The 14,981-nt window shown below is 72.8% G+C and carries 13 protein-coding genes; 12 read left to right on the forward strand and 1 reads right to left on the reverse strand.

Annotation, left to right across the window (positions count from 1 at the left end):
- Positions 1–198: 198 nt before the first annotated feature.
- Entirely contained in the window at positions 199–1,551 is a 1,353-nt protein-coding gene (locus EI982_RS07650; RefSeq protein WP_157689048.1) for an alkaline phosphatase family protein, read from the forward strand.
- 1 nt (position 1,552) lies between these two features.
- Here the strand turns inward: EI982_RS07650 and EI982_RS07655 are convergent, their stop codons facing one another.
- Complete coding sequence (locus EI982_RS07655; protein WP_157689050.1) at positions 1,553–2,635, reverse strand: tubulin/FtsZ family protein; 1,083 nt, start codon at positions 2,633–2,635, stop codon at positions 1,553–1,555.
- A gap of 158 nt (positions 2,636–2,793) precedes the next feature.
- Between EI982_RS07655 and EI982_RS07660 the strand changes: the two genes are divergently transcribed.
- The 11 genes from EI982_RS07660 to EI982_RS07710 all read left to right on the forward strand — a co-directional run bounded on the left by EI982_RS07660 (position 2,794) and on the right by EI982_RS07710 (position 14,969).
- Entirely contained in the window at positions 2,794–3,495 is a 702-nt protein-coding gene (locus EI982_RS07660) for a DUF7310 family coiled-coil domain-containing protein (protein WP_157689053.1), read from the forward strand.
- Positions 3,492–3,926: a DUF7311 family protein gene (locus EI982_RS07665; RefSeq protein ID WP_157689055.1), complete on the forward strand. Its 435-nt coding sequence runs from the start codon at positions 3,492–3,494 to the stop codon at positions 3,924–3,926. The genes EI982_RS07660 and EI982_RS07665 overlap by 4 nt, the downstream gene beginning before the upstream one ends.
- A gap of 39 nt (positions 3,927–3,965) precedes the next feature.
- Entirely contained in the window at positions 3,966–5,873 is a 1,908-nt protein-coding gene (locus EI982_RS07670; RefSeq protein ID WP_157689057.1) for an ATPase, T2SS/T4P/T4SS family, read from the forward strand.
- Positions 5,870–7,597 carry a type II secretion system protein gene (locus EI982_RS07675; RefSeq protein WP_157689059.1) on the forward strand — a complete coding sequence of 576 codons (1,728 nt, stop codon included), beginning with the start codon at positions 5,870–5,872 and terminating at the stop codon, positions 7,595–7,597. The genes EI982_RS07670 and EI982_RS07675 overlap by 4 nt, the downstream gene beginning before the upstream one ends.
- Before the next feature lie 34 nt (positions 7,598–7,631).
- Positions 7,632–8,099, forward strand: coding sequence for a DUF7283 family protein (locus tag EI982_RS07680; protein ID WP_157689061.1), 468 nt, complete (start codon positions 7,632–7,634; stop codon positions 8,097–8,099).
- Complete coding sequence (locus tag EI982_RS07685) at positions 8,080–8,478, forward strand: DUF7285 family protein (RefSeq protein ID WP_157689063.1); 399 nt, start codon at positions 8,080–8,082, stop codon at positions 8,476–8,478. Before EI982_RS07680 ends, EI982_RS07685 begins: the two co-directional genes overlap by 20 nt.
- Complete coding sequence (locus tag EI982_RS07690) at positions 8,469–9,326, forward strand: DUF7284 family protein (protein ID WP_157689065.1); 858 nt, start codon at positions 8,469–8,471, stop codon at positions 9,324–9,326. The genes EI982_RS07685 and EI982_RS07690 overlap by 10 nt, the downstream gene beginning before the upstream one ends.
- The gene (locus tag EI982_RS07695) at positions 9,323–12,382 is read left to right on the forward strand and encodes a DUF7286 family protein (protein ID WP_157689067.1); all 3,060 of its coding nucleotides are present in this window, start codon (positions 9,323–9,325) and stop codon (positions 12,380–12,382) included. The genes EI982_RS07690 and EI982_RS07695 overlap by 4 nt, the downstream gene beginning before the upstream one ends.
- Positions 12,383–12,414: 32 nt before the next feature.
- The gene (locus tag EI982_RS07700) at positions 12,415–12,846 is read left to right on the forward strand and encodes a DUF5791 family protein (RefSeq protein ID WP_157689069.1); all 432 of its coding nucleotides are present in this window, start codon (positions 12,415–12,417) and stop codon (positions 12,844–12,846) included.
- A gap of 5 nt (positions 12,847–12,851) precedes the next feature.
- A complete protein-coding gene (locus EI982_RS07705) occupies positions 12,852–13,733 on the forward strand; it encodes an SDR family oxidoreductase (protein ID WP_157689071.1) in 882 nt (293 codons plus the stop codon).
- A 78-nt stretch (positions 13,734–13,811) separates the two neighbouring features.
- Positions 13,812–14,969, forward strand: coding sequence for a DHH family phosphoesterase (locus EI982_RS07710; protein WP_157689073.1), 1,158 nt, complete (start codon positions 13,812–13,814; stop codon positions 14,967–14,969).
- Positions 14,970–14,981 lie beyond the last annotated feature (12 nt).

Below are 14,981 nucleotides of genomic sequence, written 5' to 3' on the forward strand. Positions count from 1 at the left end.
GTTTGGTACGGACGGTTAACACCGTCCCGTCTGCCGATTATCCGACCACCACGGGGGTCGAAGTGGCCCCTGAGCGGACGGGGAGGTACGGTTACCTAACAGGCGTCGGACGTCGACGGGACACAGCACCGTGTCGCAGAAACCGCCCGTACCCGCCGGAAACGAAGGTTCTTATTGCCGTCCCGGATATGCGGTGGTATGGGTCTGTTCGATAGACTGCGCGGAGAGGACCACCCGCGTGTCGCGTTCATCGGCATCGACGGGGTGCCGTTTAGCCTTCTCGACGACCATCCCGAGGAGTTCCCCAACTTCGCGGCGCTGGCGTCGGAGGGGAGCGCGGGCGCCATCGACAGCATCGTGCCGCCGGAGTCGAGTGCCTGTTGGCCGGCGCTCACGACCGGCGTCAACCCCGGCGAGACGGGGGTTTACGGCTTTCAGGACCGCGAAGCCGGCTCCTACGACACCTACGTCCCGATGGGACAGGACGTGCAGGCACCGCGCATCTGGGACCGGCTGGAGGAACAGGATCGCACCGCGACGGTGTTGAACGTCCCCGTCACGTTCCCGCCACAGCGGAACGTCACGCGGATGGTGTCGGGCTTCCTCTCGCCCGGCGTCGACAAGGCGGCCCACCCCGACGAACTCCGGGACTACCTGCAGTCTATCGACTACGCCATCGACGTGAACGCCAAACTCGGACACAAGGAGGACAAAAGCGATTTCGTGGAGGACGCCCACGACACCATCGACACGCGCTTCGAGGCCTTCTCTCACTACCTCGAACGCGACGACTGGGACCTGTTTTTCGGCGTCTTCATGACCACCGACCGGGTCAACCACTTCCTGTTCAAGGATTACGAGCGCGACGGCCCGAACGAGGAGGCGTTCATGCAGTTCTACCGGAAGGTCGACGACTACATCGGGCAGATCCGCGAGGGACTCGACGACGACGTGACGCTCGTCGTCGCCAGCGACCACGGGTTCACCTCCCTCGATTACGAGGTGCACTGCAACGCGTGGCTCCAGGAGGAGGGCTGGCTCTCCTTCGAGGACGACGACCACGACGACCTGACCGACATCGCCGAGGAGTCCCGCGCGTACTCGCTCATCCCCGGGCGCTTCTACATCAACCTCGAGGGGCGGGAACCGCGCGGTTCGGTACCCCAGGAGGAGTACGAGTCGACCCGCGACGAACTGAAGACGGCACTGGAGGACCTGGAGGGGCCGGACGGGAACCCGGTCTGCGAACGCGTCGTCGAGAAGGAGGACGCCTTCCGGGGGGACCACGACGACATCGCGCCGGACCTCGTGGCCATCCCCAACCACGGGTTCGACCTCAAGTCCGGGTTCAAGCGCCACGACGAGGTGTTCGGCGTCGGCCCCCGGAACGGCATGCACAGCTTCGACAACGCGACGCTCTTCGTCGACGACCCCTCGGCGTCGGTGACGGACGCGGACCTGTTCGACATCGCGCCGACCATCCTCGACCTGATGGACGTCGACTACGGACGCACCGACTTCGACGGCGGCAGCCTCGTCACGTCGAAATAGCCTAGAGGAGCCCGTCGATCCGTTCGTCTTCGAGCGCCGACGCGGCGTCCTCGTCGTCCCGCTCGTTTTCCTCCTCGACGGCCCGCCGTGCCCGTTCGAGGAAGTCGTCGAGGCGGTCGGAGTCCGCCACCCCGCCGAGCAGGACGAGCGCCGCGAGGCGGTCGTCCGAGAGCGGGAAGTCGCCGCCGCGAACCTCCATCGTGTCGAGTTCGGTCTCCAGCCAGGAGCGGGCGCGCTCCACGCCCTTCCGGGAGATGGTCTCGGGACGGCCGGCGACGACCAGCAGTCCGCGTTCGGCGCTGGTCGTATCGGGGAGGCTCAGCCCCGACCGGATCGCCCGACGTGTGGTGCTCGTGACGACGTTCACGTTCGCTGCCGCGTCCGACGACGACTCGGCGGCGGCGTAGCCGAGCGTCGCGACGCCCGTTTCACGGAGGGTGTTGATGACCTCGGAGCTGTCGACGACGGACTCGCCGACGCCGTCGACGGACTCGCCGGCCGCGAGCAACAGGCCGACCCGACGGGCGATGCGTTCGTTGATCGCCTCGTAGCCCGATTCGAGGCTCTCGCCGGCTGATCGCCAGGCGTCGTTGTCGACCAGCAGGGTCGCGTCGGCCTCCCGGGTCAGCGTCTTCAGCGACCGCCCGGCGTTCACCTGGTAGAGCGCCCCCTCGTCACGGCCCGGGAGGATCCCGAGGCCGTAGACCGGCACGTCGTAGATCCGTTGGAGCTCCTTGACGAGGTAGGGGGCGCCGCCGCTCCCGGTGCCGCCGCCGAGGCCGGCGACGACGAAGATGGCCTCGGCGCGGGCGGTCACCCGGCCGTCGATGGCGCCGAGCACCTCCTGTACGTCGTCTCGCATCACTTTCGTGCCGAGTTCGTTGTCACCGCCGACCCCGTGGCCGTTCACCTCGGCCCCGCCGATCAGGACCGTATCGAGAGGGAGGGACTGCAGGTCGGAGCGGGCGCTGTTGACCGCGAGGGAACCGGTGACCGCACCGAACCCGTTCCGTGCGTCGAAATCGGACAGGGCGTCGACGACCTTGCCGCCGGCCTGTCCGACACCGATCAGGACGGACTTCATGCGTCCGACGTGCGTCTTGCGGACCTTCAATTCATCGACGAGTCTCGGAGCGTGCAGGCCGCCGGTCCGCCGACACGACACGACACGGGCACGGGCCCGACGGCGTCCCGTCCCCAACGGCCGAGACTTTAGGAAGGATGCCGCGCCCACCGCGGGCCATGAGCGACACCCTGGAGCAACGTGTCGACGCGCTGGAACGGGCGCTCACCGACGGACGGACCACCGACTGGGACGGCCTCCCCCAGGCGGCGGAACTGGAGGAACGCCTCGACGACGTCGAGGCCACCGTCGAAGCCGTGGACGACCGGGTGACGGAACTGGAGGCGGCGGTCCAAGCCCTCCGGGGCTTTGCCGGCGGCGTCGACGCCGTCGACGAGGCGGTCGAGCGTCGGGCGAACGCCGCAATCGCCCGGGTCGAACGGCTCGAAGCCGAACTCCGGGAGACGACGGACGGTGGACGGACGACAGGGACCGATTCGGGACGGGGCGGCGGCGACACCGCCGCTCGGGTGTCGGGACGAGACAGCGCGAGCGGGCGGGGGGTGGCCCGTCCACGGCGTGACGGCGAACGGCCGGCCGACGGCGTCGCGAACGGCGCGTCCGCCACGAACGCCGACGGCGAACGGGGCCGTCGCGCCGGCGGATCCGGCCCGGACGCCGACGCGGGTCGGAACGACGAAGGACGCTGCCGTTCGGCCGCAGGAAGACGTGCGGAGGCGGGCAATCGGTCCGCCTCGACGCTCGCCGCGGCGGCGGCCGACACCGCCCGGACGGAACTGGCGACGGGACCGGACGCGTCGGCGGAAGAGGACGAAACGACGGACGCGACGCTCGCCGACCGGATCCGCCGACTGCTGTGATCCGCGCGGTCCTCGCGGTCCTGCTGTCGGTCGCCCTGTTCGCCGCCGTCGTCCCGGGTATCGACGAGGCTCGCCGGTCGCGGACGGCGACACACCTCGACGGCGTCACCGACCGGATCGAACGGACGGTCCACTCGCTGCGCGCCCACGAGGATCCCACCCGCCCGTCGGTATCGGGCGCACGACGCATCGTCCGTGTTTCCCTCCCGGCCCGTTCCTGGAGCGCCGCGGGGGCGAGCCTGCGAATCGAGGGGGATGAGGACCGCGTCGGCTACCGACTCGACGGCCGGCCGCCACGCTGGACGACACTCCGAGGAATCGACCTCCGGACGCCAGCGGGACCGGTCGTCCTCGAACGACCGGGGCGACACCGGCTCGTCGTCTCGCTCGTCCGGGACCGGGGCGTCGGAGTCGTGATCGCCCGACGGTGAGGCCGAGGTTCAAGAGTGATCGGGGGGCCACGGCGTCCCATGCGTCTACTGGACCGACTGCGGGAGGGGGACGACGAGACTGACGACGGCTGTGGCTGCGACCCGGCGGTTCGGTCGCCCCGCGGAAACGACCCCGACCGGTCCGGCACGCTCGTCGTGGCGGCCGACGGCTGTCCAGCGAGGGGTGACCTGGTCGCGAGCCCCGACTGTCGAGCGACGGTCGTCGACGCGCTCGCGGGCAGTGGGGTCGACGCCGTCCACGTCAGGGCGGGTGGCCGCGAACGGGTGTACGACGACGGAGCGGTCGGGTTGTTGGTCGCGGCGGGTCGGTTCGCCGCCCGGGTGGCCGTCCACGACGAACGACTGGCCGAGCGGGCACGTCGCGACCCGCTGGGGGCGGCCCGAGCCGCGACCGGCCGCGCGGGTCCCGCGTCGACGCTGGCCGCGAGTACGGGGTTGGCCGCCGGCGCCGACCGGGTCGACGGCTACGAGGCGGCGTTCGGGGCGCGGACGGGACCGACGGTCGCCGACACGCGCCTGGATCGGTGCCCGCCACGCGACGCGACGCTGGTCGCTCGCCGCGAACTCGGCACGGGCGCGACGGTGCGGCGGTACCGCACGGAGGCGAGCGACCGCTACCTGCTCGATCCGCCGGGGTGGAGGCTGGACGCGGCGGAACTGACGACGCTCGCCGACGCGTACGACCGGCTCGCCGACACGACGACCGGGGACGACGCGGCGGCGGTTTCGCGTGCCGTCCGGACGGTGGCGCCGGCCGACGGATCGATGTCGGTGGCGACGGTGGAGCGCGTTCTCCGGCGCCACACCCGCGGGCACGGCGTCTTGGAGGACCTGTTCGCCGATCCGCGAGTGTCTGAGGTGCTGGTGACGGCGCCGGTCACCGACAACCCGGTTCGCGTCGCCGTCGACGGCGAGCGGGTGCCGACGAACGTCCACCTGACCCGTCGCGGGGCCGAAGCGCTGGCCTCCCGGTTCCGACGGGAGAGCGGACGTGCCTTCTCGCGGGCGGCGCCGACCCTCGACGCGACGACACGAACCCGTAACGGGCGGGTCCGCGTGGCCGGCGTCGCCGACCCGGCGAGCGACGGTTACGCGTTCGTCTTTCGCACCGGCGGACGGGAGGCGTGGACGCTCCCGGCGCTCGTCGCCAACGGGACGCTCCCGGTCGACGCCGCGGCGCTCTGCTCGGTCGCCGTCGAGCGCGCCGGCGCGGGGCTGATCGCCGGACCGCGTGGTGCCGGGAAGACGACGCTCCTCTCGGCGCTCCTGTGGGAACTCCCGCCGTCGACGCGCGCCGTCGTCGTCGAGGACACGCCCGAACTTCCGGCGGCGAGACTCCAAGAGGCCGGCCGGGACGTCCAGACCGTCCGCGTCGAGTCCGGCGACGGTCCGGCGCTCTCGCCGACTGAGGCGCTTCGGACCGCGCTCCGCCTCGGCGAGGGGGCGCTGGTCGTCGGCGAGGTTCGGGGCGAGGAGGCGGCGACGCTCTACGAGGCGATGCGCGTCGGGGCCGCGAGCAGTGCCGTCCTCGGTACGATCCACGGCGACGGCGCCGACGCGGTGTTCGAACGGGTGGTGTCCGACCTCGAGGTCCCCGCGTCCTCCTTTGGGGCGACGGACTTCCTCGTCACGCTCTCGGCCGGCGAGCGACGCACCGTTTCGAGCGTCGAGGAAGTGCGCGACACCGGGGACGGCGTCGCGTTCGAATCGCTGTTCGAACCCGTCGGGGACGGCACCGAGGCGACCGGCGTCGTCGACCGTGGAAACAGCCGTCTCGTCGCGTCGCTGGCGCGGCCGGGCGAGTCCTACGCCGACGTGCTCGGCGTCATCGACGAACGGGCCTCGCTGCTCGCCAACCTCGCGGGGACGGAGCGAACCGATCCGGCGGCGGTCGACGCGGTCCACCGGGAACGGGTGGCCGAATGATCGAAGGCACGGTGGTCGTCGAGACCCTCGCCCAGCGATGGCCGTGGCCCACGCCCGCCGATCCGGCCCTCGAGGGGGCGCTCGCGTACCTCCGTGCGCCCGTCGACGCCCCGGCGCTCGAACGGGCAGCGCGGGTCGCGGGGACGCTCGTCGGTGTCGTCGTCGCGGTCCTCGGAGTGGTGGTGGGCGTCGCGACGACGCCACGATGGGGGGTCGTGGCCGCGGCTACGGGCGTCGCCGTCGGCGCCGGCGTCCCCCTCGCCGCGAACCGCGGCCCCCGACTGGCGGCGCGTCTGGCACGGACGCGGGCGCTCGGGTCGGCCGCGGCGCTCGTCGGCCGGGCGGCGATGTGCCTGCGGATCGATCCGACGGTCGAACGGGCGGCCGCGTTCGCCGCACGGACCGGACGCGGCGTGCTCGCCCGCAGCCTCGACGGCCACGTGGCACGGGCCGCGGGCACGCCCCGGAACGGGTTCGACGGCTTCGACGAGGAATGGAGCGAGTCCTTCCCGGCGCTCTCGCGTGCGGTCTCGCGCTTAGAGGCCGCGGCGGCGGCGCCCCCCGACGAACGGGAGCGCCACCTCGACCGAGCCGTTTCGGCGGCGCTCGACGGCGCCCGGGAGGAGCTGGCGGCGTTCGCGAGCGAGATCCGCGGCCCCGTCACGGGGCTGTACGCCTTCGGCGTCCTGCTCCCGCTGGCCCTCGTAGGTGTGCTTCCCGCGGCGCGGGCGACGGGCGCACGCATCCCGTTGGCCGTGATCGTCGCCCTCTACGACGTCGTCCTCCCGGTCGTCATGGTCGGGGCCGGGGCGTGGCTGCTTGCCCGCCGCCCGGTCGCCTTCCCGCCGCCGCGGATCGACGCGTCCCATCCCGAGACGCCCGACGGTCCCGTGCCCGCACTCGCGGCGGGCGTCGTGGCCGGCGCGGGCGGCGGCGTCGTCGCCACGCGGGTGGTGGCACCGTGGGCGGCCCCGATAGCCGGGGTCGGGCTCGGCGTCGGCACTGTGCTCGTGGTCCGCTTTCACGCCGCCAACGAGGTCAGAAAGCGGGTGCGCGCGGTCGAGTCGGAGCTCGACGACGCGTTGTATCTGATCGGCCGACGGGTAGCAGCCGGAGAGGCCGTCGAGTCGGCGCTCGACGGGGCGGCACGACGGATCGAGGGTTCGACCGGCGACCTGCTCGACGAGGCGGTACGCCGACAGCGGCGGCTGGGCCTCACGGTGACGGCCGCCTTTCGTGGCGACGGAGGACCCTCGAACGACCTGCCGAGCCGTCGAACCGAGGAGATGGTGACCCTCGTCGGCCTCGCGGCGACCGAGGGGGAGCCGGCCGGCGAGGCGTTGGTCGCGACGGCGGAACACGTCGAGGAACTCGACCGGGTGGAGCGCACGGCCCGGCGGCAGCTTTCGAAGGTGACCGACACGCTCGCCAACACCGCAGCCGTCTTCGGTCCACTGGTCGGCGGCGCGACGGTGGCCCTCTCGGCCCGCGTCGCACACACCGGGACGAGCGCCGGGTTCGGTGCCGCGCCCCTCCCGACCGGCTCCCTGGGCGTCGCGGTGGGTGCGTACGTGCTCTGGCTCGCGGCCGCGCTCACGACCCTCTCGACGGGAGTGACACACGGACTCGACCGGACGCTCGTCGGCTACCGCGTCGGCGCCGCGCTCTGGCTCGCGACCGTCGCTTACCTCGCGGCGTACGTCGGGGCCGGCGTCTTCCTGTGAAGGTTCAAGTGCGGTGACGCGGCCACCGCGTGCCATGTTCGACGTTCCGGTCGACGCGTGGTACACCTGGCTCGGGCTATCGCTCGCGAGCGTCGCGCTGTTCGGCGTCGGCGCATCGTTGCCGACCGCTCCGCCGCCGGCCGCGGCCGACGCCGCCGACACGGTCGACCGGGCGGCGAGCGCCTCGGCCCCCGTAACGGCCGAACACCCGCTCGACGCGCGGACGGTTCGAATCGCGCCGAACCGACTCGGCCTCCGGAACGACGCCGGCACCACTCACGCGACGTTCGCGTTCGGTCCGGTGACGCCAGCGGCGCGAGCGGCGGCGCTGACCGACGTCCTCCGGGGGGCGCCGCCGTCGTCGCGTTTCGACTCGCCCGAGGCGCTCTGTGACGCCGCGGCGAGCGCACGCGACCACGCCGCGCGGTGGCGGCCGGTCGACGGCCCACTGCTCGTCCGACGCGTCGTCTGGGAGGGGTGTGATGTCACGCTCGTCGGCTAGGGGGCAGGTCGAACCGGTCGCCGCCCTCGCGGTCCTGCTGGCGGTGTCGAGCGCCGTCTCGGCGTACGCCGTCGCACTCGACGACGTCGGCGCCGAGCGCCGCGACGAACGGGAACTCGCCGGACCGACCCTCGACCGGGTCACCGACGCCCTCGTGACCGGCGGGGTCGCCGACCCGACACGGACGGCGCGGGCCCACCGCGCCGGCCCGGACGGCTACCGGGTGAACGTGACCGTCGCCGCGGCGGGCCGGCGGTGGCACGCGGGGGCGACCCCGTCGCCGGGCGCGACGACCGACGCGGCGAGTCGGTCCGTGGGCGTCCGTCTGGGCCCGGGACGGGTGCGACCCGGGCGCGTCCGCGTGGAGGTGTGGTCGTGACGAGTACCGTCCTCGACGGCGTGTTCTGCCTGCTGTTGATCAGCGCCGCGGTGGTGACGGTGACGACGGCGACGCCGCGGGAGCCGGTGGGCGAGGGACGCGCGGCCGACGTCGCGTCGACGTTGGCGACGTCGACGGCGACCGTGAACTACACGCTCACGCCGCGGACCGAACTAACCGACGTCGAGGAGACGGAGGACGACGACGCGTTCGGCCGGACGGCCCACGGGACGCTGGCGGAACTCCTGGCGCGGGCGGCGGTGGGGGAACTGACGGTCGGCGGCCGGCCGTTGTCACACGAGCGGGCGGGCCTCTCTCGAGCCGTCGTCCGGGCCGTCGAAGCGGCCGTTCGGACCAACAACACGCGGATCACTGCGGTCTGGCGACCGTACCCGAACGCGTCGGTGACCGGACGGATCGCCGTCGGGAGTCGGCCACCGCCGGACGTGTCGGTCCACGCGGCGACACTCACGGTGCCGAGTGGCCTCCCCGCGACGCGGACCGACGCGCGGACGGCCGCGGCGACGAACGGCATGGCGGGCGTCGCCGACGCCGTCGCGGCCGGAGTCGTCGATGGACTGTTCCCGCCGACGCGGACCCGTCAGGCGGCCGGCGGACGGGCGTCCTCGCTCGTCCGCCACCGGTATCGGCTCGCCGAGCGTCGATTCGGCGCCGACGGACGCGCGACCCCGGCCGACGGCGACGTCGACGACGCGAACGACCGCCTCGCCGCCGCGCTCTCCGAGCGGGTGGCCCGGGACCTGCGTGGCTCGAACGCGTCCGCGTCGGCGGCCGCCGAACGCGTCGGCGTCGGCCGCGTACGAATCGTCGTGAGGACGTGGCCGTGACCCGGTTGGCCGAGGATCGGCGGGCGCGCGTCCCCTTTGCCCTGCTCGGCGTCCTGTTGCTGGTCGGGGCGTCGACGTACGCGGCGGCGGTGACCACGCAGGGACCGAGCCGGGTGGACCGCGGGGCCGCAGCGGCGATGGACCGCGCGTCGGCCGGGTCGACGGCGGCCCTGCGATCGGCCGTCGGCGAGGCGGCGCGGGCGGCCGCCGCCGAGCCCGTCACCGACCCCGCCGCGACGCCGTACGGGCGGCTGCTTTCCGACCGGCGTCCGTTCCGTGACGCGCTCCGGCTCCGGATCTACCTCCGTCTGCGCGAGCGCTTGGACGCGACCCGCTACCGGCGGGGGTCGGTGACGGCCGTCGCGTCGGTTCCCGCGGCCACGACGCCGGCGGAACTCCGCCGCGCCATGGATCAAGTGACGGTGACCCGCGTCGAGAACGGAACGGCGCTCCGGGTGACGGTGCGGAACCTGACGCTGACGGTTCGTGACGGGGAGCGTCTCGTCGCCCGGGAGAATCGAACCCGGACCGTGACCGTCTCGACACCCGTCCTCGCGCTCCACGACCGTGCGTCGGCCTTCGAGACGCGGCTGAACCGGCGTCCGCTGGAGGGCCCGGGGCTGGGCCGACGGCTGACCGCACGGCTCTACCCGGTCGCCTGGGCACGGGGGTACGCCCAGTACGGGGGTCTCCCCATCGCCAACGTCGTCGGCACCCGACACGTGGAGACGACGACCAACGGGGCGTTGCTCGAAACCCAGCGGGCGGTGTTCGGGCGGAGCGACCCCGCCGGACGCCGGGCGATGCGACGGGCGACGCTGGAACTCGGCGTCGAGGACGTGACGGCGGCGTCGTCGGTCGACGGGCAGCGGGCGAAACGCGTCCTCCCGCGGCCGAACCGGCGGGCGAACATGTCGGGGGAACTTCCCGGCCGCCGTGGAGCGTCGGCCCCCTCGCCGGACCGCCGGCTCGACGTCGACGTGGGGCCGCTGGCCGGACGTGCGTTGGCGGGGCTACGGATCGAGTCGGTGCCTTCGAACCGGTCGCTCGACGCCGCGCTCCGTGCCGCCTACCGCGTCGAGGCGGCGCTCCGGACGAGCCGCGATCGAACCTACCACGAACCGCGGCCGGAGCCGGACCCACCCGGCCCGGAGTGGCGCCTGACCGACACGAGCGTCTCGACCGACCCGGAGGTGCAGTCGAGCGTCGGGATGGCGCCGACGGCCGGGGACGGCGAACGACAGTTCGACTCGTTCTCCCGGCACGTGGTCCTCGACCGGCGGATCAGGTGGACCTGGGAGCGCGGCAACGACACGCTAACGACGGGCGGGACGTGGACCGAGCGCTACCGGGTCGGCGTGGCCGTCGTGGGGTCCTACGCGCCGAACGGCTCGGCGCCCGACCGCCCGACTGCGCCGCGCTTCGAGCGCGGCGGAGCACTCGACGGGCCGAACCTCGCGGACGTACCCGAGAAGGTGGAGACGCGGCTGGTGGAGCGACAGGGCGGACGGGACGCCGTGGCGGCGGCCGTCGCCAACGCGAGCCTCGGCACGACCGAGGCGGCGGTGTACGGTGATCGGCCGTCCGACCTCCGGTCGTGGACGTACGACGACCTGACGCGGCTTCGGGAGCAGCTCGCGGACCGCTCGGTCGAGGTTCGTGCGGGCCGAGTGGCGACCTACACGGTCAACCCGCCGGCGAAACTGGCGGCCACGCTCCGCGAGCGGCGGGCGGCGTTGGTCGACCCACCGGAGCAGTATCGGGGAGCGGCGGACCGGGCCCGCGTCAACGCGCGGGTGGCGTTGCTCGATGCGACGATCGACCGACTGGAACGGCGTGCGCGGACGCACGAACGGACACGGGAGACGTTCGGCGACGTCCTCGGGCGCGTGGGCGTCGAATCGCCGCGGACGCTCCGGCGGATCGTCGAAACGCGGCGGACGGCGGTCGTGAGTCCACGGAATCGGATCGCCGGCAGTCCGCCCGGCGGTCCCGTCGGCGTCGTCCCCGACGGTTCGCCCGCGTACCTCACCGTCGAGTCGGTGAGTCACGAACGGGCGCGGGGCGTGCCGCCGTCGCGTCCGTACCGTCCCCTCGCGACGAGGAACGTCAACCTGTTCGCGGCGCCGTACGGCGACGCCGCGGACGCGGTGTCGGCGTCGGTGACGGCCGATCCGTCGCGGGTCAGGCTTCGGACCGCCGCACGGGTTCTCGTCGCGTCCGAACCGGTCGCGAACGGCTCCGTTCGCGACCGACGGCGGGCGCTCTCGCGGGCCGTCGCGGCGTCGCTCGACGGATTGCGGGGGCGGGCGCGCCGCGCCGTCCGGAACGGCACGCGGCTCACCCGGCCCGAGGCCGAGGCGGCGGTCGCGGCCGCCTTCGATCGGTGGCCGGATCCCGGGCGACGGGCGCTCGCCGCGGCCAACGGCTCGCTCGCCGGGGCGATAGCCGTCGCCGCGGACCGCAGGGCTGCGTCCCCGCAACCGGAGCGTGTGGATCGACTGGAGCGGCGACTCGACACGGCGGTCGCCGACAGCCTGCGAACCGACACGACGACCGTCGCGGAGGACCTGGTGTCGGAGACGCTGACTCGGATGCGAGACCGGTCGCTGGAGCGGGCGAGCGAGGCGGCGACGGAGCGGCTGGCCCGCGGGCGCTTGAACGAGACGCTCGGCGCGGTACCCGCCGGGATCCCGGTCGCCCCCGTTCCGGGGTACTGGTACGCGACGGTCAACGTCTGGGAGGTGCAGGTGCGGGGCGCCTACGCGCGGTTCACGCTTCGAACCCGGCGTGGTGCGCCGACGCCCGGGGGAGCGAGCCGGTACGTCCGCGACGGCTCGACCGTCCGACTGGACGTGGACGGCGACGGACGGGACGAACGGCTCGGCCGCGACGAGCGGATCGACTTCCGGACGCGGACGGTCGTCGCCGTCGCGGTTCCCCCGTACCGGAACGGCGTGGGCGACGTCGACGGCGACGCCGACGAGCGAGGGGGAAGCTGGCCGGATCCCGGTTGTACGTCCTGGGCGGCCGACGCCTGTCCCGCCTCGGAGTGAAGCCTTTTGATCACGGGGCGCCCATCGAACGTATGCTCCACGAAGCGGTCGACGAACCCGAGACGCTGTCACCACAACAACTCCGCGAGGCCTACGACGCCGAACTCCGTGCCGTAATCGATGCCCAGGGGATCGAACGGGTCGCCACGGCGGCCGACCTCCCGACCGAGTCGGTCGCCGCGCTCGCGAGCGGGGAGTCGCCGTCGATGACGCTGTCGGAAGCGGCGGCCATCCTCGCAGTCGACTCCGAGGGCCGGGACGCGGACGTGATCGTCCAAGAGGTCCGCGACTACCTGCTGATGGGGATGACGACGGGTGTCCTCGACGTCGACACCATCGCCTCGAACGTCGACCTCGACCTCTCGGGTCAGGAGATCCAACAAGCGATCGAGGGTCGGATCCGGATGACGCTCGACGAACTCGCATCGATCCACGGCTACGTGGCGGGGCGGTCGGCCCCCTGATCGCCGTGCGAGTCGCCATCCTCGGATGTGGATACGTCGGGCTCCGCCTCGGCCGCCGGCTGACCGACGCGGGTCACGACGTGGTCGGTGTCCGCCGCTCGGACGACGGCCTCGCTGCCATCGAGGACGCGGGATTCGAGGCAGTCCGTGCCGACCTGACGGACGCGGCGTCGCTCGCGTCGGTCCCCGACGCCGACTGGCTGGTGTACGCCGCGAGCGCGGGCGGTCGCGGCGTCGACGCCGCACGGACGGCGTACGTCGACGGGCTACGAACGGTCGTCGAGACCTTCGGGGACCGTGCGTCGCCACCGGATCGACTGGTGTACACGTCGAGCACCGGCGTGTACGGCGATCACGACGGCGACTGGGTCGACGAGTCGACGACGCCCGACCCGGCCACGGAGCGACAGCGCGTCCTGCTGGAGGCCGAGCGGATCGCCCTATCGGAGGCGGCCGACCGGGGAATCGACGGGACGGTCGTCAGATTCGGTGGGCTCTACGGTCCGGATCGGTACCGGATGGACCGCTACCTCGACGGACCGGTGACCGACGGCTACCTCAACTCGATCCACGGCGACGACGCGGCGGGCGCCGTGGCCCACCTCCTGACGGCGGATGTGGCCCGCGGCGAGGTGGTGCTCGCCGTCGACGACGAGCCGGTCTCGAAGTGGGAGTTCGCCGACTGGCTGGCCGAGGAGTGTGGCGTCTCGCCGCCCGAGAAGTGGACCGTCGCGGAGCGGGCGGCGGCGGAAGGGTCGGTGAGCCGTCGCGCCCGGGCCAACAAGCGGTGTGCCAACGACCGACTCCACGAACTCGGCTACGATTTCCGCTATCCGACCGTTCGGGACGGCTTCCGGCCGGCGATTCGGGCGTTCCGCGGGGAGTGAACGGTCCCCCGGATCGAGTCGGGAGCGATCCGACACAATAGGAGAATACTCTTGTCATTCGACTCTGTCGGAGAGGGTATGTCGGTCGCACCCGCGGAGGTCGTCGAGCGAGCGGTGGCGTTCGCGCGGTCCCACCCGGAGTTGCTGGCCACACTACTGGTCGTCGTCGCCGTGCTAGTCGGCGGGGGATACCTCCTCCATCGCCTCACCCGGTCCGCCGGCGTCCGGTTCGCATCCCTGCTGTCCGACCGCGACGACGTGGTGGTGCTCACGCATCCGAACCCGGACCCGGACGCGATGGCGGCGGCGATGGGCGTCGCCTCGCTCGCCGAACAGGTGGACACGGAAGCGACCATCCGGTTCCCGGGGCAGATCCGCCACCAGGAGAACCGCACGTTCCGGAACGTGCTGGACGTTGATCTCGAACCGATCGAGCGGGTGGAGGATCTCGACTCGAGGACGGTGATCCTCGTCGATCACAACCGCCCGCGGGGGTTCACGGGCGCGGAGGGAGTTCGACCGCTCGCGGTCATCGACCACCACCCCGGCGACGGCCGCGGCGAGTCGTTCACCGACGTCCGGACCGAGTACGGCGCCTGTTCGAGCGTGATCGCGGAGTACTTCCGGGACCTCGACGCGACGCCGATACCGCCGGATACCCACGAGAGCGAGGTGGACGGGTCGTACGTGGTGCCCTCGCGGGTGGCGACCGGCCTCTTTTTCGGCATCCTCACCGACACGGGACGACTCACGCACGGGACCATTCCGGCCGACTTCGACGCGAGTTCCTACCTCTCGCCGGGCGTCGACGAGAACCTGCTCGACCGCATCGCGAACCCCCAGGTGAGCGCGGAGGTGCTGGAGATCAAGGCGACCGCCATCGAGGAGCGCGAGGTGAGCGGTGCCTTCGCGATCAGCGACGTCGGGACCGTCTCGAACGTGGACGCGATCCCACAGGCGGCCGACGAACTCATCCGCCTCGAAGGGGTCACCGCCGCCATCGTCTGTGGCATCCGCAACGGCACGCTCTATCTCTCCGGACGGTCCCGGGACGACCGGGTCCACATGGGCCGGGCCATCAAAGCCGCACTGAACGACGTCCCCGGTGCGACGGGCGGCGGCCACGCCCGCATGGGCGGGGGGCAGGTACCCATCGACGACGGCGACTTCGTCTGGCCGGCGCGACGGGCGACGCTCACCGACCGCCTGCGGCGGGCGCTCGAAGGCGACGTGTGATGGCCCGCCCCT

Source organism: Haloplanus salinarum (genome assembly GCF_009762275.1).
Taxonomy (GTDB): domain Archaea; phylum Halobacteriota; class Halobacteria; order Halobacteriales; family Haloferacaceae; genus Haloplanus; species Haloplanus salinarum.

What these genes read in the sequence shown, in the direction of transcription:
- EI982_RS07655 (WP_157689050.1), bottom strand. Translation starts at nt 2,635, where the DNA reads ATGAAGTCCGTCCTGATCGGTGTCGGACAGGCCGGCGGCAAGGTCGTC.
- EI982_RS07660 (WP_157689053.1), top strand. Translation starts at nt 2,794, where the DNA reads ATGAGCGACACCCTGGAGCAACGTGTCGACGCGCTGGAACGGGCGCTC.
- EI982_RS07675 (WP_157689059.1), top strand. Translation starts at nt 5,870, where the DNA reads ATGATCGAAGGCACGGTGGTCGTCGAGACCCTCGCCCAGCGATGGCCG.
- EI982_RS07685 (WP_157689063.1), top strand. Translation starts at nt 8,080, where the DNA reads ATGTCACGCTCGTCGGCTAGGGGGCAGGTCGAACCGGTCGCCGCCCTC.
- EI982_RS07710 (WP_157689073.1), top strand. Translation starts at nt 13,812, where the DNA reads ATGTCGGTCGCACCCGCGGAGGTCGTCGAGCGAGCGGTGGCGTTCGCG.
- EI982_RS07680 (WP_157689061.1), top strand. Translation starts at nt 7,632, where the DNA reads ATGTTCGACGTTCCGGTCGACGCGTGGTACACCTGGCTCGGGCTATCG.
- EI982_RS07700 (WP_157689069.1), top strand. Translation starts at nt 12,415, where the DNA reads ATGCTCCACGAAGCGGTCGACGAACCCGAGACGCTGTCACCACAACAA.
- EI982_RS07650 (WP_157689048.1), top strand. Translation starts at nt 199, where the DNA reads ATGGGTCTGTTCGATAGACTGCGCGGAGAGGACCACCCGCGTGTCGCG.
- EI982_RS07670 (WP_157689057.1), top strand. Translation starts at nt 3,966, where the DNA reads ATGCGTCTACTGGACCGACTGCGGGAGGGGGACGACGAGACTGACGAC.